This window comes from Psychrobacter sp. TAE2020, from assembly GCF_018919485.1.
Taxonomy (GTDB): domain Bacteria; phylum Pseudomonadota; class Gammaproteobacteria; order Pseudomonadales; family Moraxellaceae; genus Psychrobacter.
In genome coordinates, this window is sequence record NZ_JAHLMU010000001.1 from 298,800 (window position 1) to 324,045 (window position 25,246).

The window sequence follows — 25,246 nt, forward strand, 5'->3', positions numbered from 1 at the left end:
GTTATTGATATTATTATTACTAGGTATAAAATACAGCTTGTTCATTATAGCTTATATCATGCAGCTAGTATGATCAGCTGTTAACTTAGCACTGCTTTGATATGATCAGCTAAGCCGTTGGCCATAACATCACACTCTATCTCATCGTCTGATTCAACCATTACTCGGATCATCGGCTCAGTACCTGACTGGCGAATAAGTAGACGGCCACGACCTTTTAAAGTCGCTGTTGCTTTATCAAAAGCGCTCACTAATTCTGCATGAGCAAAAGGGTCTTGCATTTTTGCTAGACGTATATTGACTAGCTTTTGCGGCAATACTTCAAAACCTTCGGTAAGGGCACTCAAAGCCTTATCTTGCTCTTGCATCACGGCTAGTACTTGTAAACCGGCGATAATAGCATCACCAGTACGGCTCTTATCTAAGCACAATATATGTCCTGAGGGCTCGCCACCTAGTATCCAGCCGTTAGCGTCTAGCTCTTGCATTACATAGCGATCGCCGACTTTAGCACGAGTAAAGCCAATACCGAGCTTTTGTAAGGCTAACTCTAAGCCCATGTTACTCATCAAAGTGCCCACTACCCCAGCGGCTTGTTGCTTACCTTGCGTCGCTAATAGATAGAGAATACCATCGCCATCGATTAGGTTGCCCATTTCATCGACCATGACGATACGATCGCCATCACCATCGAGGCCGATACCGACATCAGCATTATATTCTATCACTGCTTTTTGCAAGCCTTCAGGATGGGTAGAACCACAATCAGCATTGATATTGAGACCGTCTGGTTTATTATTGATTGCTATTACTGTAGCGCCAAGCTCACGCAATACTCTAGGCGCTACGCTATAACCTGCTCCATTAGCGCAATCTATCACTACCGTCAAATGAGCCAAATCATATTGATAAGGGAAGCTGCCTTTACAGAATTCTATATAACGGCCTTTTGCATCATCGATACGATGGTTTTTACCTAAGTTTGCCGGATCTACTATGGGCATTAACTCGCTAGCATCTGCGCCATCTGCAGGGCTCATAATGGCCCTTAACTTGTCATTAATAGCGTTTTGCATCTCATCAGTTAGCTTTTTGCCATCTCCTGAAAACAGCTTAATACCGTTATCAAAATAAGGATTATGAGAGGCGGAGATAACTACCCCTGCATCAGCATTAAAACTACGAGTTAAATGAGCGATAGCTGGTGTGGGTAGAGGCCCTAGCATATGTACATCGACCCCAGCAGCATTAAAACCTGCTTGCAGTGCACCTTCAATCACGTAACCTGATAGTCTAGTATCTTTACCAATCACTACGCTAGGTCTACGGCTACTGTTGCTGTTTTCTATAAGCACTTGTCCAGTGACGTAGCCTAGCTTTAAAATAAAATCAGGGGTGATAGGCAACTCACCGAACTTTCCACGAATACCATCAGTACCAAAGTAACTCATTATATTTATATCCTTTTGCTAACTCATAAAAACGCTAAGACCTTGAGCATCAACATACTAAGACCTCTCTTATTAAACTATTTTCTAAATCTACTAGCTTATTAATATTGTTTAAAGCGCTATAGTAGTAATCTGAGTTTAGAATTTTTAAAAAAACCATCATAACCTAAACCGCCAAAAACAACCTCTGTTATTGCTAAAGCTTACTTATTTTACAAAAAAAACAGTCAACAATGTATAAGCATCGTTGACTGTCTGTATCTGAGAGCTAATAAGACCTAACTGACTCGATAATTAGGCGCCTCTTTAGTGATTTGCACATCGTGAACATGCGACTCTTTCATCCCAGCTGAAGTCACTTTGATGAACTGCGGCTTAGTGCGCATATCCTCAATAGTGGCACAACCCGTATAGCCCATCGAGGAGCGCAAGCCACCGACTAATTGATTGACGATACCTGCTACTGGGCCTTTATAAGGCACACGACCTTCGATACCTTCAGGAACCAGTTTTTCGACTCCATCTTTAGCGTCTTGGAAGTAACGGTCTGATGAGCCGTTGTCGCCTGACATAGCTCCTAAACTACCCATACCACGATAAGCTTTGTAATAACGGCCTTGGAATAGCTCAACTTCGCCTGGTGCTTCTTCAGTACCTGCCATTAATGAGCCGACCATAATACAAGAAGCGCCCGCAGCGATAGCTTTAGCCATATCGCCTGAATAACGAATACCGCCATCAGCGATCAGTGGGATACTGTCTTGTAACGCACTAGCCACATTATCGATAGCCGAGATTTGCGGAACACCAATACCAGCAATAATACGAGTAGTACAAATTGAACCAGGACCAATCCCTACTTTTACGGCATCAGCACCAGCATCACGTAACGCTTTAGCGGCATCGCCTGTAGCAATATTGCCACCGATAATTTGAATATGCGGGAAGTTCTTTTTGATCCAAGCAACTTTATCGATCACCCCTCTTGAGTGACCATGTGCGGTGTCAACTATGATGACGTCGACATCAGCACCAACCAAAGCTTCAACGCGCGCTTGAGTATCTGCGCCAGTACCAACTGCTGCGCCAACACGCAGACGACCTTGATCATCTTTACAAGCGTTAGGATTATTTTCGGCTTTGGCAAAGTCGTTAACAGTGATTAAGCCGCGCAGACGGAAGTCGTCATCGATGACAATAACCTTTTCGATGCGATGCTCATGAAGCAGCTTTTTAATATTTTCATTGCTTTCACCTTCATGTACGGTGACTAACTGCTCTTTTGGCGTCATGATATGACTGACTGGCAATGACAGATTGGTTTCAAAACGCCAATCACGATGGGTCACGATACCTACTACTTTATCAGTACCTTTTTCAACTACTGGCACCCCAGAGATATTGTTGTCTTGCGTTAGCTTTAGCAGCTCACCAATAGACATCTCTGGATAGACAGTAATAGGATCTACTACCGTACCTGCTTCGAATTTTTTGACTCGGCGAACTTGGGTTGCCTGCTGAATGATATCCATGTTTTTATGTAGAATACCCATACCGCCTAACTGCGCCATAGTAATGGCCATTTCAGACTCTGTAACCGTATCCATAGCCGCAGAAATTAGCGGTAAGTTCAAGGTGATACTTTTGGTCAGTCGCGTGGTTAAGTTGGCTGTTTTTGGGAGAACTTCAGAATAGGCTGGTAACAATAACACGTCATCAAAAGTGAAGGCTTCATCGACAATACGTAACATACATACCCCTAATAGTGGTTATTTTGATGGGAGGGAGCTTGAGATCAAGATAATAAATTAGAGCGGGTTGAAACAACTGATAATTAATAACGGCTCAATACAGACAGTTACTATTGGTTTTTGCTTAGCCTGACTAGACCTTATGCAAACGATGCTTAGCTACTCATAAGACCAGGCCCAAGCGAAGTAAAACAGTGCTCAATTAATCTATTGTCAGTAGCTATAAGCAAGAAAGCGGCTAATGGCTCACAATGACTTAATTATCCCGCTAAAATAACGCCATATTATAGCAAATATGACGCTTGCTCGCATGCTATATTTTCGCTTGTGCTCAGAGTCTCTAGCTTGCTGTGTTCAATAATATTACCTACAGAGTAATGCTTTTTTGAAAGCTATTGATAGAGCGGGGTTGTAAGTACTCAACACACCCTAATGGCTATTACCTTTAACAATAATACGTTCAACAGGTAAATATGAATTTTGCTCTTTATAGAGGTAGCTTAACATTTGCTCACGCACTGCACACTCTAGGGCCCAAGCATTTGCAGGCCCGTCAGAGGCCAAACTACCCCGCAGCTTGATGGTAGTTTCAGTGACTGATACCGTTAGTAGATCAGGCTCAGTCTCTCCATCCCACAGCTCATTGGCTTTGACTAATTCAAAATACTTCTGACGAATAGCATCAATGTCAGCACCGTAGTCCACATATAAATAAACCACGCAAGTCTGATGCACATCAGTATGTGACCAGTTTTCTATATTTTCAGTGATAAGGTTACGCATCGGTACGATTAAACGGCGTTCATCCCAAGTCTTCAAAATCGCATAGGTATAGCGTAAGTCTTCTATAGTCGTCCACTCGCCATCCATCATCACTGTATCACCAATGCGTATCGGCTGAGTAATAGCCACTTGTAGTCCGGCAATAATATTACCTAAGCTTGGCTGTGCTGCAATACCAATAACCACACCAGCGATACCTGCTGAGGTTAGCAATGTAGTGCCTAGGCCGTCCATATTAGCGAACTCACTGAGCCCAATCCAAAAACTACCAAGAATCATGACAAAGATAAATACTCGTCGAAATACAGAGACATAAGTTCGTCGACTACGTACTTTGTCAAAATCCTCATCACCTAAGTTTTCAATTTGAAAATCTTGATAACGATTGGCAAAGAAATTAATAATACGAATACCTAGCCATAAAGTACTAAATACTAAGCCCACCCAAATTATAGGCCGAGTTGATGACGCTACTGCATCCAGATAAGGAAAGCCGCCAGATACTAAAGTAAATAATAAGGACAGGCTGATGGTAAATGTCAGCGGAACGGTTAGCTTATTGACAAAATCGGTCACTCCATTACGATTGCTATCATGAAAACTTCTACCTTTAGCGTTTAGGTACCAGCTAATAATTTTTCCGGTACCTTTACTAAGTAGCCAACCAAGCCCCACAGTTAATAAGAAAAACAAGGTTAATGCAAAGAACTCCCACAGGGTAATACTAAAGAACTTTAATTTCATCCATGACGGTAGATAGCGTTCAAACTTTTCCGGACGATACTGCTCATACAAATTATCGATATTATCAACAGTTTGTGCGGAAAACACCCAAACTGGAGCGCCATCATCTACCCTCACACGTTGTAAATAAATAGGCACCCGACGTTCACGATAGTCAATATAGCCAAGCTGAATCGAGCGACGAGGCACACCCAAAACACTACTGTCATTACCTATAGGCGGTTCAATCAACCCATCAGGGCGATCAGGTAACTCATCGAACACATAAAGCTTTTTTTCGTTTAACAAAAAGTCTAGACGCTGGCTCAATTCGATAGATCGATTACGCTGCAAATCACTATCAATCAAGTTCATATTGAGCGCATAAGCCGCTAAGTCAAATTGCTGCTTCATAATAGCGGATTGAAAAAACTCCAGAGTCGCTAGCGGCGTTGATAGATTAGCAGGCTTGGCTAACACTGGCAGTCCTGCATTAAGCTCGTTTAATAAGTAGTAGCTTTGGTTATATTCTCCAGAGAGGCCCAAATCTCCTTGCAAACTGCCAGCCTGAGGCACAGCGTTTTTTTCTGCTGGATTGAACATCTCGACAGCAATGTCGGAGGCGCTAACTCCTTTACCTTTGACAGTATCAATTTTTTCTTCGACATACGCAGTGAAGTTATCAGGCTGAGCGCTCAACTTATCAGCTGAGCTGTTTTGAGGATATTGTGTACTATTTGCAGCCTCATTGTCTGCATATGCTGGTGCGCAGACTAAGCTCGATAGTAGTAGGCTAAAACTTAGCCACTGTAGCAGATAGCTTAGGCCTTGCCTAAGGTTAGCGTCATTGTTATTAATTTCATCGATAGATTTATTAGAGATAGGCATGTGCTGAGTATTTTTTTGAAAGGCTTGGATGTAAATTAAAGGAGTACGCCAAAAAAAGCCAGCATTAAGCTGACCTTATTTGTTAGTTGGCGTCTATCAAAATTCGCAGTAGCTAAGCCGAAGTTTTCACTAAAAGGCAAAGCTAAAGGGTAACTATTACCTTGAGCTCATTAAGCACGTCGCCATGTAGTACCGCTACGGCTGTCTTCTAACTCAATACCAGCGTCTTTTAGCTGCACCCGAATCTCATCGGCACGCGCAAAATCTTTATTACTTTTGGCATTGGTCCGTTCAATGATCAAATCATTGATAACGCCATCAGTGAGACTGTCATCGACCTTATCACCAATCACGGCTTGCAAAAACTGCTGTACTGGTTGCTGTAATATGTTTAACACTTGGGCTAAAGCTTTAAGCTGCTGCGCGCCCTGCCAAGCATTAACGACATCCTCAGCTTTGATAGCTTTATTAATATCACGTGCCAGCCCAAACAGTATGCTAGTAGCCGCCGAGCTATTAAAATCATCATTCATCGCCGCTATAAAGTCTCGTCCAGCTTTACTAGCATAAGCGCTATTGATAATAGCTTCATCGAGCACCAATGGCTCATTGCGCAGCTGCTCAGCATTTTTTAAGGCTTGATATAATCTACTTAGGCTATTATGAGCGTCATCTAAAGCCACATCTGAAAAGTTCACTTGGCTACGATAATGGCTCGATAATAAGAAAAATCTTACTGTTTCAGGTAAATATCTAGCCATGACCTCACGAATGGTAAAGAAATTGCCTAGCGACTTGGACATCTTTTCGCCATCAACGTTAATAAAGCCGACGTGCATCCAGTTGCGTGCATACTCACAGCCAGTGCTGGCCTCTGATTGAGCAATCTCATTCTCATGATGCGGGAACTGTAAGTCATGACCACCGCCATGAATATCAAAAGTATTACCTAAGCATTTGATCGACATCGCTGAACACTCAATATGCCAGCCTGGACGTCCTTGCCCCCAAGGGGATGCCCACTGCGGCTCGTTTGGTTTTGCCGCTTTCCATAACACAAAGTCAAATGGGTTGCGTTTAACGGTTTCAACTTCTACTCGTGAGCCAGCTTGCATCTCATCAAGATTGCGTTTGGAGAGTTTGCCATAATCAGCAAAGCTATCAACCGCATAATAAACATCACCGTTATCTGCCGCATAAGCATAGTTGCCATTAATCAAAATCTCGATCATCTGCTGCATATTATTGATATGATCAGTCGCGCGAGGCTCAGCATCCGGTGCTAGGCAACCAAGAGCATCAGCATCCTCATGCATCGCTTCGATAAAGCGTTGAGTCAAGGCCGCAATATCTTCCTTATTTTCTAGCGCACGGGCGATAATTTTGTCGTCTATATCAGTAATATTACGTACATAGTTGACCTTATAACCCAATTGCGCCAACCAGCGTACTACCATATCGAAAGCGACCATCACTCGGGCATGACCAATATGACAATAATCATAAACCGTCATTCCACACACATACATGCCCACTTTACCGGTGTTAAGCGCTGTGAAATTCTGCTTTGCTCCTGTCATCGAATCATAAATAGACAGCTGCGACATGGCATCGGCAAGAGGTGTGGTGATCATAAAATAGCCTTGTAAGTGAAAGTATTATTAAGAACAATATTAATGATAATAAAAAGTAAAGTACTAGCAGTTTACTATAAAGTCGTTAACTAGACGCTATTTGCGTGAACTTAAGCGCCTTAAAGCTGTTACCCTACTTTAATAGCAATGTATCTTAGCGAAAATAGCATTAAAATACTACAATGGTAGTGATAGTGCTAAACATCGACTGATAAATAGCTAATCATAAACAAATAAGGAATAATAATGGGCAATCGCTTAAGCAAAATTTATACTCGTACCGGAGATGATGGTACTACTGGCATGGCAGATGGTAGCCGTGTAAGCAAGGCTGATGACTTATTCAGTGTAATGGGTGATATCGACGAGCTTAACTCACATATCGGCTTAGTACGCGCTCACTTTGGCAATGCTATCGCCAATAGCTGTTTACCTGAGCGTTTACAACAGCAAGCTGCTACTGATTTTAATCAAGCATTAGTCGTTATCCAGCATTTACTATTCAATATCGGTGGTGAGCTGGCAATGCCTGAGTATGAAGGTATTAATGCCACTCACATCGACTGGCTAGAGCAGCAAATCGATGCCATGAATGACCATTTACCGCCGCTAAAAGATTTTATCTTACCCACAGGCTCGCTGTTAGTCAGCCAACTGCATGTCGCTCGTACGGTTTGCCGCCGTGCTGAACGCCAAGCGGTGGTGTTACAACAGCAGAGTCCACAAGCCATTCGTAGTACAGCGGTAAGTTTAGTCAACCGCTTATCGGACTGGTTGTTTGTAGCAGCAAGATTCTGTACCGATCCTAAACAAGTCTCTGAGGTATTGTGGGATAACCAAGTATTACAGAACTTGCCTAACCAACAAAATTAATTTAAAGCTACTAGCACTGATGGCTTGAATAACTGTATAAGTACTGCATAAGTATAAGCCATAAAAAATGCTCACAACCTTTATAAGGGTTGCGAGCATTTTTTATGGCTTAAGATAACTATTAACTTAACGCTTAATTGATACTACCAACATAAGCGCTAAGCCATTAACACCGATCATCAAAACCTATTACTAAAACCATCAATCGATAGTGGTTAATCAGCTATTGATAGCTTACTAATAAACCGCACTTCCATCTTCAATGATTACCATATCGATACTGTCATCTTTAGGTGCAGTAGCTGGAGCCTTAGTACTAGTACTACTGCTGGCGCTAGGAGACGCGGCTGGGCTACTAGTTTGTGGTTTGCTTGGCGTACTGCTCTGTCCACTGTCTTGATTAATCTTTGGCGGCGTTACTGGCTGAACCGGACGCACAGGCTGTACTGGACGCGTAGCTTCAAGCGGTCTTACTACTTGCGGCTTCGGACGTTCAACACGATTGTTGTTTCTTTGCGCGGCGCCTTCACTACGACGTTCGGTCTGCTGTTGTTGACGCTGAGCTCTTTGGTCTTCAATAACTGACTTCACTGCAGAACCTGCCATGACTTCAGACACTATAGTTACTAGCGTAGACTCTCCAGCGATACGAGCTTGGATTTGTCCATCTTTAGCAGCTACTACATAAGTAAAGGCATCATCGACCAACATATTATTATTGATACGAATATTGGCTTGAGCCAAACGAGTTTGTAAGCTTGGTTGATTATTAGCGGCTTGTAACTGACTGGCTTGATACAGGTCTTCGCTAGACAAAGTCATACTAACACTAGCTTGACAAGTAGTCATACCGTTAGCATTGGGTGCTTGCAGTACTGCTGCATTTTGCACATCGATCAAAATACCATTAACTTTACTAGTGACTGAACTAGGGTCAACACTGACTTCTACCGCATTAGCATAGCTAGTAGATAAGCTCTGGGCTTGCTGGTTTAGAGTGTTTTTTAATGCACTTCTCAGGCGATCTTGTACCAGCGGATTATCACAGGCGATTACAGGAGCTACTGCACCATCATTGACTACTACTGCTTCCTCAGTATTATCAAGCTCTTCTTGATCCACTTTTTCTGAGCGATTGCACCCAGCGACGGCCAAACTGCATAATAAACCAATACCGGCAACTTGTGACCATTTGATTATGCTATTACTCGCTGTACTCATACTTATCTTGCTCCTGATTTTACCATTTGCGCTACTATCGTCAGTGCTTGGTTTCATAGTTGTTGACTAGCTTTATAGTCGTAGATTGATTCATTAGTCATTAGACTAAGTACTGATCTAAGCTTACTAAAAGTTTTGCACTTATCAAAGCTGCAATGATAGGGCTTAAAATCACGCCATTATACGGTGTTTGACACAGATGTTCATTACCCTAGCTTAAAGATATAGAAATAAATACAGTCAATAGTCACAAAACAGACTAATAGTTGCAAAAACATAACAAACTATTGATTAGATTGCCATAATAATTTCATTTATAAACGCTAAACTTTATTTATGGTTTGATTAAACTCAGTCGCTTTCTACTTTTTAGCAGAGAAATAAAGCGGATATCAAGCGTTAACTATTAGTACTTTATCCTTGACGGCTGAGTGTCAGACCCCCTACTCCTTAACCCCTGACTATACCCTTATGATAGAGCTTGCCAATACCCAACTTCTAGGTCATCGTGGTGCACGCTATGAAGCACTAGAGAACAGCTTTTCCGGCTTTGAACATGCTAATCGCTTAAAGCGGCATGGCTTAGCAGGTATTGAGTTCGATGTGCAGTTGACCGCTGATGGACACTTAGTGATCTTCCATGATGATACCCTACAGCGCCTGTGTGGACTACAATCTCGTATTGACCAAATGAGTTTAATGGAGATTCAACGTCACTTGCAGCTAGGTCATCAAATCATCACTTTAGACCAGCTGGCACAAGCCTTAGCGATAGCACCTCCAGCAAAAATAACGCATACATTGACATCGACATCCTCGCTGGTAGAGCCACAAAAAAAGCGGCTTAATAATTTATTGGAGGTAGCCGACCTTAGTGCTATTAAGACCAGCTCCAACCCTTTAGTCAAAACCATGCAACTGCTAACTCAGTTCACTCATATTGAGTTGGAAATAAAAACTCATAGCCGAACCAATCATCCAAAATTGGTACATGCCTTATGCCGCTATTTAATTGACAGTCCTTTAGCTCGCCTACCCATTGTGCTCACTAGCTTCGATGTAGAACTGTTAGCTCAGCTACAACGCAATAAACTATTAGCACCTATGGCACGTGGCTTACTAGTACGTGACGCCAAGCTGTTGAACCGTGCACCCCATACCGCTTTACAACTTGGCTGCAGCAGCTTAGGTATCCATTACTTACTACTCAACAAACAAGTGATCGATTACTGCCACCGTTATGATTTGCGGGTAAGCGCTTGGACTGTCAACGATATTGCATTTGCTAAACAGCTGGTTCACTGGCAAGTCGATGCCATTATTACCGATATCCCCAGTCAACTATTAATATAGAATGCTGCTGCTTGCTAATGACTTGTTTGACATGCATTATTTAGCTGATAAATAACCGATAACTTTTCTTAAACGGTTAACCGCTGTCTATAACAGTTTAATAATTATCAGCGTTAATTGGTTAACATATCTGCATAATCGATTACATATTCGCCTAATTGCTGATAGCTAATAAGATACTAGTTATATATATTGCCTTATTCATACAAGCTATTGTTATTTAGCAATATTTTTCTAGTGTATAGGTGTTCACTTTCTATCAATTTTAGAGTAATATAGAGGCTGAAACTAATACCGTAAGGGATATTATATGATTGCAAAAACAGCAATGGGCTTACCGCTCAAAGGCTTACGTTTGGCTATCAAATCTAGCGACACACTTATTCAGACTGCTGGTACTCAGGCACTACGCCTAAAGACTTGGTTTGAAGAAGGCAAAGCCAATGAAGCTGCTAGCGAGCAGCCTACCGCAACTAGTAACGTTAATGAGCTGTCTCCCGCTAATGATGACACTAGTATTAATACTAAGACTAGCGCCGGTACTAGCGACAACAATAATGCTCTCTCTACTGAGGAGCCTATTGATATTCGTGAGCTTGAATTTAAAAGAGCACCGATTAACTGGATTCCAGCCACTATTTTGATAACCACACCAATTGCTGCTGCAGTTATTACTCCGTGGTATCTATTTACCCATCAAGTTAGTGCGCCTGTTTGGGGCGTATTTGGTGCGTTTATGGTATGGACGGGTATCAGCATTACTGCGGGCTATCACCGTCTGCTTGCTCACCGCGCCTATAAAGCTCATCCTATAGTAAAAAACTTTTTATTGTTAGGCTCAACCCTAGCAGTGCAAGGTTCAGCATTTGATTGGGTATCTGGTCACCGTAGTCATCATCGTCATGTTGATGATCGCATGGATGATCCATATTCAGCGAAGCGTGGATTTTTCTTCAGTCATATTGGTTGGATGTTAAAGAACTATCCTAGTGGTAAGTTTGATTACAAAAACATTCCAGACTTGACTAAAGATAGAACTTTGCAGATTCAACATAAGTACTATGGTCTCTGGGTACTAGCGGCTAACGTCGGTTTAGTAGCAGCGATTGGCTGGTTGATAGGTGATGTATGGGGAACTTTAGTACTAGCGGGCTTGTTGCGCTTAGTATTGACTCACCACTTCACTTTCTTTATTAACTCGTTATGTCATATGTTTGGCTCACGTCCTTACACTGATACTAACACTGCCCGTGATAACTTCTTCTTAGCTCTGTTTACTTGGGGTGAAGGCTATCACAACTATCATCATTTCTTCCAATACGACTATCGTAATGGGGTTAAATGGTGGCAGTATGATCCAACTAAATGGTTGATTGCTGGATTATCAAAAGTTGGTTTGACTACTGAGTTGCGTACTATTGATGATACAACTATCAAGCATGCTGAAGTACAAATGCAGTTCAAAAAAGCACAGCAACAGATCGATACGGTCAATGCTGGTGGCGTAGATGTTCCCCATGCTATGAAGACCTTTCAAGATCGTATCAAGTTTGAATTTGAAGCCTTTACTCAGACCGTCGAAGAATGGCAAGCGCTAAAAGCAAAAGCTATTGAGATGAAAAAGACTGAGTTTGCTGATCGCTTACATGAAGTCGATGATAAGCTTAAGCATGAGTATGCTAATATCGAACAGAAGATCCATGAGCATAATGACAACTTAAAAGTGGCTTTCCGCTCTATCGGTCATAACAGCAAAGCCGCTTAGCTCTAATATAAGTTAAGCTTTGGATATTTTAAAAACCTCCTATCTTCAAGAGCTAGGAGGTTTTTTATGGCCTATTTTTTATAGTTAGTGTTGTTAACAAGCAGTATTATTAATAAGTAGCTTTTTTAAGGAGTCCTTTTATAAGTACGCTGTCAGTCGCTATGTTTACTCAATCTATTGACCTACAACGTCTCACTAAACTATCCATGCTTAGTCTATTGTCTGTAACAGCGCTTTAATTAACTAAACGCTATCCACAGTGCTTAGATAACAACACATGATTGCTTAGGCTATGTATCATTAATGCTTAGTTAATTATAAACCAGCAACCAGTTATGCCTGATCAAACATGCCCTAGAAATATGGCTATGTTATAGTAGTTTTATTCACTAATACTTCTATAACGGATTGTTGCTATGCGCTACCAAAATACTTATGTCAACTTAGACCCGCGCCTTTATAATCGTCAGCCTCCTGTCCCCTTGAATAACCCACGTATAGGTCATTTCAATACTCAGGTAGCTGAGCAATTGGGCTGGACAGAAGATAGCGACTTGATGACACGCTGGGTTGATATTCTGGCTGGTCATTACCTACCTGCTGAGTTTGAACCGCTAGCTATGGCTTATGCCGGTCACCAGTTTGGACAATGGGCAGGACAATTAGGTGATGGTCGTGGCTTGCTGATGGCGCAAGTAATTGATAATAATGACAAGCGGCAAGACCTGCATCTAAAAGGTTGTGGTCTGACGCCCTACTCGCGGATGGGTGATGGCCGTGCGGTATTACGCAGTACTATTCGTGAGTACTTATGTGGCCATGCGCTCAACCAACTGGATATTCCCTCCTCTAATGCACTAGGCTTCGTGGTAACTGACACACCTGTACGCCGTGAACGTGTCGAGGCTGGTGCGGCACTGATGCGAGTCGCTGATACTCATATTCGCCTTGGTCATATTGAATGGATTGCTAGCTTCGCCCCTGACCTGCTCAGCGAATTCACCGATTATATGATCGACAGCTGTTATCCTGAGTGCCGTGATAGCGAACAACCAGTATTGGCTTTTTTGCAGTCCGTAGTCGAGCGTAATGCACGAATGATTGCTGATTGGCAACTGATTGGCTTTGCTCATGGAGTGATGAATACCGATAATTTATCAATTACTGGTAGCACTCTAGATTTCGGACCATTTGGCTTTATGGAACGCTTTAATCCGGCATGGATCAACAATCACTCCGATCATAGCGGGCGCTATGCTTATCAAAACCAGCCCGCTATTGGACACTGGAATCTTAGCGTTTGGCTGCCACACTTTATGCGTCTAACTCACGCTGGCGTTACTCGTGAAAGCTTGGATGACTGTTTATCAGTATATGAGCCAACATTTATGCAGCATTATCAGCAAGGGCTATGTCGTAAGCTAGGACTGCCCCACGAGTCTGAGAGCTTGCGTTTGGCATTTGAGTTTTTGACATTGCTGGAGGATAATCTGCTGGATTATACTAATAGCTTTCGTGCCTTGTTAGCTATAGTCGACGCCGTTAACTATCCCTATGAGCAGCAACTACTGACTACCCTAATAGCAGAGCTTACGGGTGAAGCATTAAGCGTTTGGCAACAGTGGCATAAGCGTTATCTGCTACAACTACAGCAAGTGGATAACCAGCAAGTGTTAACTGCCCTACAAAAAAATAACCCTGTTTATATACTGCGTAATAGTATGGCACAGCGTGCTATTGATGCAGCCGAGCAAGGACAGTTTGCTGAAGTTGAGCGTCTGTATCAGTTATTGGCTAACCCTTATCAAGTACAAGCGATTGCCGTTGACTCTGATAGTACTGCGCCAGCCCCAAATGCTGTACAGCAGCCAATAAGCTGTTCGTCTTAGTCGTAGTTATTTACACTTAACTTTAGCTGATAACAACAATATTTGTCAGCTTACTAGATATTATGTTTAACTGATGATACGAACTACTATAACTTTGAGAAGCAGCTTATTATTGTGCAAAGTTTTAGTGATAAGTTGATCAATATAAGTTGCATCTTATTTTATCGTCGACTAGTCACTGACTTGACAATAATGCTAGACTGATTTGACAATAATGCTAGAATAGTTATTTTTTCGGCGTCCTACTTGTTTATGACGCGCTTCTAGTATGTTTTAGCCTCATTATTTCATCATCCGCTCATTGCAGTAATTATTTATAAAGGTTAGCTCGCTACAACTGTTAACTGACTATGACAGCTAGGCTTACTTCATTTCCACCTTAATTTATTTTAACAATGGCAACTACTATGAATGACGATAATCATCTAAATACCGACAAAGAACAATTTGAACAAGCGGCGCTCCATTATCATGAGTTTCCAAGACCGGGTAAAATTTCAGTCACCCCTATCAAGCAATTAGCTAACCAACGTGATCTAGCCTTGGCTTATTCACCAGGGGTGGCAGTACCTTGTCTAGAGATTGAAAGAGATCCAAAACTAGCCGCTAGATATACCGCTCGTGCTAACCTAGTTGGTGTTATCACTAACGGTACTGCTGTGCTTGGTCTAGGTAATATTGGACCATTGGCTTCTAAGCCAGTCATGGAAGGTAAAGGCGTATTATTCAAAAAGTTCGCTGGTATCGATGTTTTCGATCTAGAAATAGCACAGAATGATCCTGACAAATTTATCGAAGCGGTTGCCGCTCTTGAGCCGACCTTTGGTGGTATCAACTTAGAAGATATCAAAGCGCCAGAATGTTTTAAAATTGAGCGCGAATTACGTAAGCGCATGAATATTCCAGTATTCCATGATGACCAGCATGGTACTTCTATCATTGTTGCTGCGGCTATGCTCAACGCTTTGACTCTTATCGATAAAAAAATCGAAGATATCAAAATCGTTTGTTCTGGTGCCGGTGCTGCCGCTATCTCTTGCCTAGATATTATTTGTGCCCTTGGGGTCAACAAAGAGAACTTATATGTCTCTGACTCTCGTGGCATCATCACGACTAGTCGTGAAAACTTAGACGAAACTAAGCAGCGGTACGCTCGTGATACTCAGGCTACTAACATCGATGAGATCATGGACGATGTCGATATGTTCTTAGGTTTATCTATGCCAGGAACTATTACTGCTGATATGGTTCGCCGCATGGCAAAAGATCCTATCATCTTTGCTCTTGCCAATCCAACACCAGAGATTATGCCAGAAGAAGCACATGCCGTTCGTCCTGACGTTATCATGGCTACTGGTCGCTCGGATTATCCTAACCAAGTTAACAATGCATTGTGCTTCCCTTATATTTTCCGTGGTGCGCTAGATGTCGGTGCAACTACAGTTAACGAAGAGATGAAAATCGCTTGTGTCCTTGCAATCGCTGCTATGGCCCATGTCGAAGCTACGCCAACAGCCAACGTCAAAAGCCTCGAGACGGTTAAGAGCTTCGGTCGTGAATATCTAATTCCAGGACCTCTAGAGCCAAACTTAATCATCGAGATTGCCTCTGCTGTCGCTCAAGCCGCTATGGATTCAGGTGTAGCGACGCTACCAATTGAGGACATGCAAGCCTATCGTCAGCGTCTATCTGAGTTTGTCTATAACTCAGCATTCGTCATGAAGCCTGTTTTTGCTCGCGCTAAATCTGGCCCTAAACGTATTGTGTACTGTGAAGGCGAAGATAATAACGTTCTGCTTGCTGTACAAGTTGTCGTCGATGAAAAATTGGCACAACCTATTTTAATCGGTCGTCCAGCGATTATCGAAAACAATATCAAGCGTCTAGGTCTGCGTCTAAAAGATGGTGGTAACATTACTATCGTCAATATCGATGATGATGAGCGCTATAAAGACTACTGGCAGCGTTACTACGAGCAAAATAAGCGTCGTGGTGTCAGTATCGAACTGGCTCGTCGTGATGTGCGTCGTAAGACTTCTCTTATCGGGGCTTTACTAGTAGAAAATGGCGATGCTGATGGCATGATTTGTGGTACCTTTAGCCATTATCAGCTACATCTACAATATGTTGAAAGCGTTATTGGCAAAAAACAAGGCGTCAAAGACTTTTATGCGATGAACGCCGTATTGATGCAAGACCGTAATATCTTTATTGCTGATACTTATATCCATGAAGATCCTACTGCTGAGCAATTGGCTGAAATGACTGTATTGGCTGCCAATCAGCTGCATCGCTTCGGGATTGTCCCACGAGTTGCTTTAGTATCACACTCCAGCTATGGTACTTCAAACCGAGCTAGTGCGGTAAAAATGCGCAAAGTATTCCAATTGTTATTAGACATGAAAGTGGACTTTGAGTTTGATGGCGAAATGCAAGGCGATGCCGCCTTAAATGAGCACATCCGTCTAGAAGATTTCCCATCAACTAGATTTAAGGGTGCGGCAAACTTACTCATCTTGCCAACTTTAGATGCAGCAAACATTGCCTTTAACTTACTCAAAACAGCAACCAATAGCACCTCTATTGGCCCTATCCTATTAGGTGCAAACAAGCCGGTGCATATCTTAACCCCTTCAGCAACCGCTCGCCGTATCGTCAATATGACTGCACTTGCTGTAACGGAAGCTCAAGACTTAGAAAACGAACAGCAATAGTAGTTGTTAGATAGTCATAATTTATAGGCTCAAAAGCAGCTAGCGTTTTAAACCTTAGCTGTCTGTTATAATAAAGCCAGTCAACGTCATTATACTTGATGCCGTTGGTTGGCTTTTTTTTGCTTACTATTTGTTATTTATTTTAAAACCCAATGACAAGAGGTTGAGATGCAAGTTTATCTGGTTGGTGGTGCGGTACGTGATCAGCTATTAGGACGCCCAATAAAGGACAAAGACTTTGTAGTAGTAGGGACAACAGTAGCCGCAATGTTGACAGCAGGGTTTCAACAAGTCGGTGCTGACTTTCCAGTATTTTTGCACCCAGTTACTCATGAAGAGTATGCGCTAGCCCGTACTGAGCGTAAACAAGGTCATGGCTATCAGGGTTTTAAGGTGCATGCCAGCAGTGAAGTTACGCTAAAGGAGGATTTGCAGCGTCGTGATCTGACGGTTAATGCTATGGCCATTGAAGTGACTAGCTTAGCTGACGACACCCCTATCACTGATACAGTGGTTGATTACTATGGCGGTCTAGAAGATATGGCTACTAAGACTTTACGCCATGTTTCAGAGGCTTTTAGTGAAGATCCGCTACGAGTACTTAGGACAGCGCGCTTTTATAGCCGCTATTACGACTTAGGCTTTACCATAGCCGATGAAACGCTAGAATTAATGACCCAACTGGTCAGCTCAGGCGAGCTTACGCATTTAAGCGCAGAGCGAATTTGGCAAGAGTCTAGTCGCGCTACGATGCAAGACTCACCCCAAGTCTACTGGCAACAACTGTTCGATATTGGCGCTTTGGTTGATTATTTTGCGCCTTTACAGCAAGCTTGGAGTCACACTCATATCCGCGAAACGGTTCAAACTGCCTTATACTTTGCTGGGCAGATGCAATTGAACTTGTCTCAGCGTTGGGCACTATTAATGGCGAGTGTTGATCCCTCCTTATTCGCTACCATTAATGACTACAATGCTAAACAAGATAATGACCTTAGCAATAGTGAAAATAAGCGTGAAAGTTATGCTGCTACTGCCAAAGCTGTAACTGATATTATCCACACTAGTGATAGTGCTAAAGTACCTAAAGCCCAGACCCAATTCGCTAGTCTATTCGTGCAACAAGCACACAAACTAGCCATCATTAACCAGCTAAGCGCCGCTGAAAAAATTGATCTGATTCAAGCTTGTAGTGCGCATAAAGACCCTAATAAGCTCTCACAATTATTAGTCACTAGCCAACTGCTACAGCTGGCACAGCAACATCGACAAACTATGCTAGCCGTCAATAGCTTTCATGCGATCACTATGGACAGTATAGACCCACAGCTTAAGGGCGCTGCTATTGGTGCGGCGTTACGCCAAACCCGTATTGAACACTTACAAGCAGCAAGCAGTCAGACGTCGCTATGAGTCTTATAGAGCCACTAACGCCTTATGACAATGGGGCGGCTCATCGTCAGCCTCCTGTAAACCACGCTGATAATGCAGCAGTGATGCTAGTTACTGGTAGCGCTAAACGCATTGGTGCATCTATTGTGCAAGCTGCCCACGCTGAAGGCTATCGAGTTATCATTCACTGTAATAGCAGCCGAGCAGCAGCCGACGTCTTAGCTGGCAAGCTCAATCAGCAGCGTACTGATAGCGCCCTAGTACTAGTTGCCGACTTAGCACTAGTCAATGACTCTGTTAGCTTAAGCGAATTTAGCCAAACAGTGATTGCAGCTTTTGGACAGTTGGATGTGCTAGTACATAATGCATCACGGTTTTATCCGACCCCTATCGCTACTATCGATGCTCAGCACTGGGATGAGCTGTTTTTAACTAATGCCAAAGCGCCTTTATTACTCAGTCAAGCACTACTGCCCTACCTGCAGGCTCAGCAAGGCTGCATTATCAGTCTGTTAGACATTCATGCGCATGACAAGCCCTTTAATGGTTACAGCCTATACAACATGGCTAAGGCGGCTCAACACATGATGGTACAGTCGCTAGCATTAGAACTAGCTCCTTTGGTCAGAGTCAATGGCGTAGCTCCTGGAGTCAATATCCTACCGGATGCCAATAGTGATCAAGCGCTTGATAAAACTCAGCAACCTCATATCATCGCCTCTATCCCTCTGCAACGTATCGGTAGCCCAGCAGATATTGCCCAGAGCGTGCTTTTTTTGGCACAAGCCGGCTATATTACTGGGCATATCATTAACGTCGATGGGGGTCGTAGTTTGACTCTAGCAGGCGGTTAAGCTAAAAAATCAGTTATTATCTAATAATATTGCCTTAGAGCGTATCTTTTACTTGAAAAGTTGAAAAAATCAGGTATCATTAGCCGTCTGACGTTAGGGCCCATAGCTCAGTTGGTTAGAGCAGAGGACTCATAATCCTTTGGTCGTAGGTTCAAGTCCTACTGGGCCCACCACATATTGAATCAGGCTTGTTCGCAGCGATGCGGCAAGCCTTTTTTTATGGGGTTTCACAAGATTTAAGAATACCTCGGTGTATGGCGAACCATATAGAATATTGGTATATTTGTTGGCATAGATTATACCAACATGCCATTAACTCATACTATTATCAACAAACTAACCCCAAGCGAAAAATGCACCCTCAGCCACCCTGATAAGCACAGTGATGGCGATGGTCTCCAACTATGGGTAAGACATACAGATAACAAAGTCTGGATCAGCGCTTATCGCTGGCAGGGTAAGCAGCAGTCGCTCACCTGAGGTAAATACCCCGTAATCACACTGCAGTAAGCACGCCAACGTAACCTAGAAGTAAAGCAACTGATTCACGAAAATATTAACCCAAAAGATAAGAAGAAAGAAAAAATCGCAGAACAAGATGGGTCAAGACTTTTTGATACCATTGCTCAAGCGTGGTATGCAGATCGTAAAACATTTTTAGCCACCAGTACGTTTAGTCGTAACTATTCAGCCTACATGTTTGACGTTAAACCAGTTATCGGCTATAAACTAATCGATGACATTACATCGCCTGATATTTTGAAGATTGTTAAAAATATTGAGGCCCGTGGTGCTAATGAAATGGCGCGACGCATCATGGCAGAAGTGGGCCAAATATTTAAACACGCTATAAAAACTGGTTTAGCTACATACAATCCTGCATCTGATCTATTCGCGGCTATTAAACCGCATAAAACTAAAAATCATAGCCGTATTTCTTCAAAAGAACTGCCTAAGCTTTCAAGTGACATTGATAACTATACTGGCCATATCACAGTCAAATTAGGTCTATGGTTCCTATGCTACACGTTCGTGCGTACCAATGAACTTAGGTTCATGGAATGGGCAGAAATTGACTGGAACGATAATACTTGACGCATACCCGCGGACAAAATGAAAATGGATAAGCCGCACATTGCGCCTCTTGCACCACAGGTAATAGATATATTACAACAAATTAAAGAGCTGAATTTTTCAGAGCAGTATGTATTCTACAACCCTTCAACTCGCAAACCTTACAGCCAAAATGCTTTTATTAACGTGAGCTATGCTTAAGAAGCCATAAACATTAACTTAGAAGATTGTAATTTTAAAGAATTTTTATTTACTGTTTATTTTTATTAGGGGTTGTTTTTGAAATTAATATCGATAGCGAGGAATGATTTAATGCTAAAGTAGATCAAATATTAATCTAAACTATAACTTGTTGGGTGGTAAACAACCCAATACTATAGTGTCCGGAAGATCATTAAGATCTTCATATGCCATGGACTTATTTTACTCTGATGATTCGAAAAGACCCTAAATGCTATTGTTTATATATAGTGGATCCACTTTTAAAAGAATACAGTGCTACTGGTGATAATTGTTCTCAGCCCCTGTCTGCGTAGGCACAGCAAACAATAAAAATTAATACCAGTAGCGCCTTATAACGTTTGTATTTCTTTTATTTAGGACTGACTATAGTGTAGAAGACTGAGGTATGAAATTCACTTTTCTTAGGTTATGTTGTTAATATTAGGATTTGATTTTAATAAAGAACTTTTATTATTTAACTAATATAATTAAGTTATAGCCGTTTAAAATAATTAAGAACAACTTCCATCAAGTTAATCGATAATACAGGTGTGCTATAAATACACACACATCGGCGAACCGGCGACAGGGTCGGTAATCATTTTAACTTGCACATCGAATATGTCAGCAAGCATCCCCTCCGTCATCACCTCATGAGGGCTGCCCATAATTTGCAGTTCGCCTGATTTCAGTACCACTAACACATCACAATATCTCGCCGCTTGGTTAAGATCATGTAGCACAACGATAATGCTTTTGCCCTTGTCTTTTAATGCCCGAATGAGCCGCATCAGCTCTATTTGATAGGAGATATCTAGATAAGTGGTAGGTTCATCGAGCATAATAATATCAGTGTCCTGCGCTAAAATCATCGCAATCCAAGCGCGCTGCTGTTGTCCGCCTGACAAAGCTTCGAGTGGCGTATCAGCCAAAGAAACAATGGACATCTCGTCCATAACGCTATCTACTATCTGGTTATCTATAGCACTCAGCTTACCCCAATGCGAGACATAAGGCGTCCTACCATATTCAACCAACTGTCTGACACTCAAGCCTTCAGGATTGGTCTGCACTTGTGGTAATACCGATATCTGACGGGCAATTTGCCGATTATTTAACTGTGCCATATTTTGTTTTCTAAGTAAAATACTGCCCGATTGCGGTTGAATCAAGCGGCATAAACCTTTTAATAGTGTCGATTTTCCGCAACCATTTGGACCAATGAGTCCAATGACTTTATTTTCTGGCAACTCAAGTGACAGATTTTTGATAATACGTTGACCATCATGGTAGCCAAGCTGAAGTTCATTCACTGATAGCATCACCACCCCTTATAGCGCGATAGCAAAAAGATAAAATACGGCGCACCAATCACCGAGGTTAAAACGCCAGCTGGTAATTCAATAGGCGCAAATAGACTGCGTGCCAATACTTCTGCGGTGACTAAAATGATAGCGCCTATTAGCGCCGACGCTGGTAGTAAGATGCGGTGCTGATGCCCAAAGAGCAATCGTGCGATATGCGGCGCGAGTAAACCAATAAAACTGACTGTTCCTGCCACCGATACCGCCAAACTAGCAATAACGACCGCGACTAATAACGTGTTAAATTCTAGGGATTTTACTGATACACCAAGATGATACGCTGTCTCCTCACCAAGCCCTAGCACATCCAAATGCCACGCTAAATACATACTGATGACCATCAATACAGCAAATATTATCGTTAACATTGGAATATGTTGCCAGCTGCGTCCCCATAAACTACCCGTTAACCAAATCATCGCAGTGTTAATTTCAACCGGATAAATCACCAGTAAAAAATTAATCCCGCTGGCTAAAAAGGCACTAATGGCGACGCCAATCAGTGCCAAGCGTGCTGGCGTAGGCTGAGATATTTGTGCCAATAGAATAATAAAACAAAACGCCAATAAGCCGCCAAGTAAGGCTGCGACAGATATCCACCACGTTGGGGCGGCAGGAAGCATAACCAATAACAAAGTCGCGCAGAACCCTGCGCCAGCACTGATACCCATTAAGTCAGGTGATGCTAACGGGTTGCGAATGACCCCTTGTACTAAAGAGCCTGACAGACCAAGACTTGCGCCCACCAATATGGCCAATAGCGTGCGCGGCAATCGATGCTGCCAGACAATAAAATCTTTGTCACCGCTAAATCCTTGCTGTAAATGCTGCCAGATTTGTCCTAGCGTTAATTCACTGGCACCAAAGAATATACTGCTAATACTTAGTATAAATAGCAGCACTATAATTAGTCCCACCGCCCTACTTGCTGATTTACGAGCAAATAATGAGTGTAAGAGCGATGCAGAAGCGTTGGTTCTTATTGTCATTTGTTGCTTACTTTTATTGCTTGATAAAATATTGAATCGCCTTTAGTTAAGATAAGCACAAAATTAGCGGTCTTGATTAACTATCGAGTCGTCGTCTACATGCCAGCGCGATAAAAACTGGCGTTCCAATCAGTGCTGTTAATAAGCCTACTGGTGTCTCTGCGGGATACGCAACCGCCCGTGATAAGACATCTGCCCATACCATCAATATACTGCCAAGCAGCATGGATAATGGTAAAAGCTGCTCATAAGCCATATTCGACACTTGTTTTAATAAACGCTTAGCAACATGTGGGACAATCAAACCTACAAACGCAATGGGACCTGCTACCGCCACACTGACCGCCGTTAATATAGTAATCAATGCCCCGCACGACCATTGCAATGCTCGCAAGTTTATCCCAAGACTGCTCGCCACCTCATCGCCCAGCACCAAGACATTTAATTTAGGTGATAGCCACCAGCCATAACACAAGGTCAGCAGCGATATAATTGCAAGCATAGGAATAGACTCCCAGCGCGTATTGGCAATAGAGCCAGCTAGCCAATACAATACCCCATACGCCTGCTCATCCGTGGTAATCAGCGCCGCTCGCGTCAGACCGACAAGCAACGCATTAATAGCCACGCCCGATAAAATAAGACGGACAGGATGCACCGGACGACCAGAAAAGTAACCTGCCAATCCTGCAACGAGGGCGCAAGAAAGAACTGCGCCGACCATCGCTTGCAAAAAGGTCGAGGTTAAAAAGGTAAATCCCAAACCAATAGAGGATAAAGCAACCACACACGCTGCCCCTGCATTGATACCCAATACCGCAGGAGACGCCAGTGAATTTCGCGTCATCACCTGCATCAGCAGTCCAGCTACCGCCAAATTAGCACCGACTATAATAGCCACGAGCACGCGCGGCAGACGGATTTCTATTAATAATTGCGCGGTTAGCGACGCTTGACCATTATGCTGCATCAATAAGGACATTAAATCCGTTAATGACAGTGAAAATTTTGAATACGCCGTTAATCCTTGCCAGCAGCCAATCAGTAAAATGACTAATAGCCCGCACCACAATAGCGCCCGTGTTATCGGGCGCTTTACAATAGAAGGTTTAAGTGAGATAGAAGATGAATGGCTCAGTTTCGTTTCAACCATAAAAGCCGCCCTGCTTTAAAAAGACAGTAGTACGATCACTCATTAATTCGGCTCTTCTACAGAAGAACTTGAACTTTCTTTTCCTTGGCTCGATGCAATCTTAAGCAGCTCAGCTGTCATGTATTCAGCAGACTGCATGCTGCGATTGAGCGCCCAGTAATTGGGATCGACTTCAATAACCTGATTCTTTTTGACCGCTGTTAGCTGATTGAATAAAGGTGAAGATTTCCATTCATCGTAAATGGTGTGCTCGTTATAACGCCCAATTAACAGCCAATCAGGATTAGCCGCTAATAACTGCTCGAGACTGGTCGCGATATACGCCTCGCTTGTTTGCTCAGGTATCGGGCTTTTGATATTCAGATGAGTAAGTAAACTACCAGCGTACGAGCTTGGGCCATGCAGCCACATGCCTTTATCACTGATAATCGCAAACTGAACGCTGTGGTTAGCAAGTGGGGTTATTGCTAATTGCGACTTTAAATCTGCCATCTTTTTTAGATGCGTATTAATAACCTGCGACATTTTTTGATCTTGATGTACGATATGCCCGACCAACTGCGCTGTCTGGATATTATCTACATAACTCTCGCCGCGACTTTTGAGTACAACAGAAGGTGCAATGCGATTAAGCTCATCAGCGATGACTGTATGGCGCTCATCATCAGCAATGATAAGATCAGGTTTTAAATCGGCGATGGCTTCAAGGCTTGGCTGATAGCGTGAACCGACAGAGGTGTAATCCGAGAGTTGTTTGCTAAATTCGGCAATAATACTGTCAGGTTTATTATCATCGGCAATACCAACTGGCGTAAGACCTAGCGCTAACGCATCCCCTAAAAATGAATATTCCAAAACCACAATACGCTTCGGGTCATTCGGATAGTTACTTAGATTGGGCAAACGCACTTTGATTTCTTCATCGGTTAGCAGAAGCACGCCATTATTGTCGCTCATGTCACGACTGTCATTTGATTGAGTAACAGCAGATTGTGATGCGCTATTATCAGCATTTAATGATGGCGTTGCTGTAGCATTGTTTTTTTGATTCATAATAAAAACAATACCGCCAACCACAATCAATACGATGACCAGCAAGGGTAAAATAAGCGTGAGCTTTGGACGTTGATTCATAAACAACCTGTCTTACTAT

General features: G+C 42.6%; 19 protein-coding genes and 1 tRNA gene. 11 read left to right on the forward strand and 9 right to left on the reverse strand.

Features of this window, described 5'->3' with window-relative positions:
- Positions 1–80: 80 nt before the first annotated feature.
- The 4 genes from glmM to cysS form a co-directional block, all read right to left on the reverse strand.
- Positions 81–1,451: a phosphoglucosamine mutase gene (gene glmM, locus KPY62_RS01120; protein ID WP_216580450.1), complete on the reverse strand. Its 1,371-nt coding sequence runs from the start codon at positions 1,449–1,451 to the stop codon at positions 81–83.
- A 278-nt stretch (positions 1,452–1,729) separates the two neighbouring features.
- A complete protein-coding gene (gene guaB / locus KPY62_RS01125) occupies positions 1,730–3,202 on the reverse strand; it encodes an IMP dehydrogenase (RefSeq protein WP_216580451.1) in 1,473 nt (490 codons plus the stop codon).
- Positions 3,203–3,631: 429 nt separating this feature from the next.
- Positions 3,632–5,596: a mechanosensitive ion channel family protein gene (locus KPY62_RS01130; protein ID WP_216580452.1), complete on the reverse strand. Its 1,965-nt coding sequence runs from the start codon at positions 5,594–5,596 to the stop codon at positions 3,632–3,634.
- 170 nt (positions 5,597–5,766) lie between these two features.
- Positions 5,767–7,230, reverse strand: coding sequence for a cysteine--tRNA ligase (gene cysS / locus KPY62_RS01135; protein ID WP_228730514.1), 1,464 nt, complete (start codon positions 7,228–7,230; stop codon positions 5,767–5,769).
- A 246-nt stretch (positions 7,231–7,476) separates the two neighbouring features.
- Here cysS and KPY62_RS01140 point away from each other — a divergent pair, with 246 nt between their 5' ends.
- The gene (locus KPY62_RS01140) at positions 7,477–8,103 is read left to right on the forward strand and encodes a cob(I)yrinic acid a,c-diamide adenosyltransferase (protein WP_216580453.1); all 627 of its coding nucleotides are present in this window, start codon (positions 7,477–7,479) and stop codon (positions 8,101–8,103) included.
- A gap of 237 nt (positions 8,104–8,340) precedes the next feature.
- On the opposite strand, the gene KPY62_RS01145 is transcribed toward KPY62_RS01140, so the two are convergent.
- Positions 8,341–9,324, reverse strand: coding sequence for a hypothetical protein (locus KPY62_RS01145; protein ID WP_216580454.1), 984 nt, complete (start codon positions 9,322–9,324; stop codon positions 8,341–8,343).
- A 420-nt stretch (positions 9,325–9,744) separates the two neighbouring features.
- Between KPY62_RS01145 and KPY62_RS01150 the strand changes: the two genes are divergently transcribed.
- The 10 genes from KPY62_RS01150 to KPY62_RS01195 all read left to right on the forward strand — a co-directional run bounded on the left by KPY62_RS01150 (position 9,745) and on the right by KPY62_RS01195 (position 20,566).
- Positions 9,745–10,677, forward strand: a complete 933-nt coding sequence (locus KPY62_RS01150; RefSeq protein WP_216580455.1) for a glycerophosphodiester phosphodiesterase — start codon at positions 9,745–9,747, stop codon at positions 10,675–10,677.
- Between the two features lie 310 nt (positions 10,678–10,987).
- A complete protein-coding gene (locus KPY62_RS01155) occupies positions 10,988–12,442 on the forward strand; it encodes an acyl-CoA desaturase (RefSeq protein ID WP_228730515.1) in 1,455 nt (484 codons plus the stop codon).
- A 416-nt stretch (positions 12,443–12,858) separates the two neighbouring features.
- Positions 12,859–14,331, forward strand: a complete 1,473-nt coding sequence (locus KPY62_RS01160) for a protein adenylyltransferase SelO (RefSeq protein WP_216580456.1) — start codon at positions 12,859–12,861, stop codon at positions 14,329–14,331.
- Positions 14,332–14,738: 407 nt separating this feature from the next.
- On the forward strand, positions 14,739–17,045 hold the full coding sequence (locus tag KPY62_RS01165) for an NADP-dependent malic enzyme (RefSeq protein WP_216580457.1): 2,307 nt from the start codon (positions 14,739–14,741) through the stop codon (positions 17,043–17,045).
- Between the two features lie 168 nt (positions 17,046–17,213).
- Positions 17,214–18,458: a tRNA nucleotidyltransferase gene (locus tag KPY62_RS01170; RefSeq protein WP_216580458.1), complete on the forward strand. Its 1,245-nt coding sequence runs from the start codon at positions 17,214–17,216 to the stop codon at positions 18,456–18,458.
- On the forward strand, positions 18,455–19,291 hold the full coding sequence (locus KPY62_RS01175; RefSeq protein WP_267459603.1) for a pteridine reductase: 837 nt from the start codon (positions 18,455–18,457) through the stop codon (positions 19,289–19,291). Before KPY62_RS01170 ends, KPY62_RS01175 begins: the two co-directional genes overlap by 4 nt.
- Positions 19,292–19,387: 96 nt before the next feature.
- Positions 19,388–19,464, forward strand: a tRNA-Ile gene (locus tag KPY62_RS01180).
- 133 nt (positions 19,465–19,597) lie between these two features.
- A complete protein-coding gene (locus KPY62_RS01185; RefSeq protein WP_216580459.1) occupies positions 19,598–19,771 on the forward strand; it encodes an Arm DNA-binding domain-containing protein in 174 nt (57 codons plus the stop codon).
- Positions 19,772–19,912: 141 nt separating this feature from the next.
- Positions 19,913–20,386 (forward strand): tyrosine-type recombinase/integrase, encoded by a 474-nt coding sequence (locus KPY62_RS01190; protein WP_416384044.1) that lies wholly within the window; start codon positions 19,913–19,915, stop codon positions 20,384–20,386.
- A gap of 24 nt (positions 20,387–20,410) precedes the next feature.
- Positions 20,411–20,566, forward strand: a complete 156-nt coding sequence (locus tag KPY62_RS01195) for a hypothetical protein (RefSeq protein ID WP_216580461.1) — start codon at positions 20,411–20,413, stop codon at positions 20,564–20,566.
- Between the two features lie 575 nt (positions 20,567–21,141).
- Here KPY62_RS01195 and fecE read toward each other — a convergent pair.
- The 4 genes from fecE to KPY62_RS01215 form a co-directional block, all read right to left on the reverse strand.
- Positions 21,142–21,909 (reverse strand): Fe(3+) dicitrate ABC transporter ATP-binding protein FecE, encoded by a 768-nt coding sequence (fecE, locus tag KPY62_RS01200; protein ID WP_216580462.1) that lies wholly within the window; start codon positions 21,907–21,909, stop codon positions 21,142–21,144.
- Complete coding sequence (locus tag KPY62_RS01205; protein WP_324033697.1) at positions 21,909–22,853, reverse strand: FecCD family ABC transporter permease; 945 nt, start codon at positions 22,851–22,853, stop codon at positions 21,909–21,911. The genes fecE and KPY62_RS01205 overlap by 1 nt, the downstream gene beginning before the upstream one ends.
- A gap of 163 nt (positions 22,854–23,016) precedes the next feature.
- Positions 23,017–24,093, reverse strand: coding sequence for a FecCD family ABC transporter permease (locus KPY62_RS01210; RefSeq protein WP_216580464.1), 1,077 nt, complete (start codon positions 24,091–24,093; stop codon positions 23,017–23,019).
- Between the two features lie 42 nt (positions 24,094–24,135).
- Positions 24,136–25,227, reverse strand: a complete 1,092-nt coding sequence (locus KPY62_RS01215; RefSeq protein WP_216580465.1) for an ABC transporter substrate-binding protein — start codon at positions 25,225–25,227, stop codon at positions 24,136–24,138.
- Between the last annotated feature and the right edge of the window lie 19 nt (positions 25,228–25,246).

Coding starts and splice junctions, on each gene's coding strand:
- KPY62_RS01215 (WP_216580465.1), bottom strand. CDS start 25,227: ATGAATCAACGTCCAAAGCTCACGCTTATTTTACCCTTGCTGGTCATC.
- KPY62_RS01210 (WP_216580464.1), bottom strand. CDS start 24,093: ATGGTTGAAACGAAACTGAGCCATTCATCTTCTATCTCACTTAAACCT.
- KPY62_RS01130 (WP_216580452.1), bottom strand. CDS start 5,596: ATGCCTATCTCTAATAAATCTATCGATGAAATTAATAACAATGACGCT.
- KPY62_RS01160 (WP_216580456.1), top strand. CDS start 12,859: ATGCGCTACCAAAATACTTATGTCAACTTAGACCCGCGCCTTTATAAT.
- KPY62_RS01175 (WP_267459603.1), top strand. CDS start 18,455: ATGAGTCTTATAGAGCCACTAACGCCTTATGACAATGGGGCGGCTCAT.
- KPY62_RS01170 (WP_216580458.1), top strand. CDS start 17,214: ATGCAAGTTTATCTGGTTGGTGGTGCGGTACGTGATCAGCTATTAGGA.
- guaB (WP_216580451.1), bottom strand. CDS start 3,202: ATGTTACGTATTGTCGATGAAGCCTTCACTTTTGATGACGTGTTATTG.
- KPY62_RS01140 (WP_216580453.1), top strand. CDS start 7,477: ATGGGCAATCGCTTAAGCAAAATTTATACTCGTACCGGAGATGATGGT.
- KPY62_RS01195 (WP_216580461.1), top strand. CDS start 20,411: ATGGATAAGCCGCACATTGCGCCTCTTGCACCACAGGTAATAGATATA.
- KPY62_RS01185 (WP_216580459.1), top strand. CDS start 19,598: ATGCCATTAACTCATACTATTATCAACAAACTAACCCCAAGCGAAAAA.
- KPY62_RS01155 (WP_228730515.1), top strand. CDS start 10,988: ATGATTGCAAAAACAGCAATGGGCTTACCGCTCAAAGGCTTACGTTTG.
- cysS (WP_228730514.1), bottom strand. CDS start 7,230: ATGATCACCACACCTCTTGCCGATGCCATGTCGCAGCTGTCTATTTAT.
- KPY62_RS01145 (WP_216580454.1), bottom strand. CDS start 9,324: ATGAGTACAGCGAGTAATAGCATAATCAAATGGTCACAAGTTGCCGGT.
- glmM (WP_216580450.1), bottom strand. CDS start 1,451: ATGAGTTACTTTGGTACTGATGGTATTCGTGGAAAGTTCGGTGAGTTG.
- fecE (WP_216580462.1), bottom strand. CDS start 21,909: ATGCTATCAGTGAATGAACTTCAGCTTGGCTACCATGATGGTCAACGT.
- KPY62_RS01165 (WP_216580457.1), top strand. CDS start 14,739: ATGAATGACGATAATCATCTAAATACCGACAAAGAACAATTTGAACAA.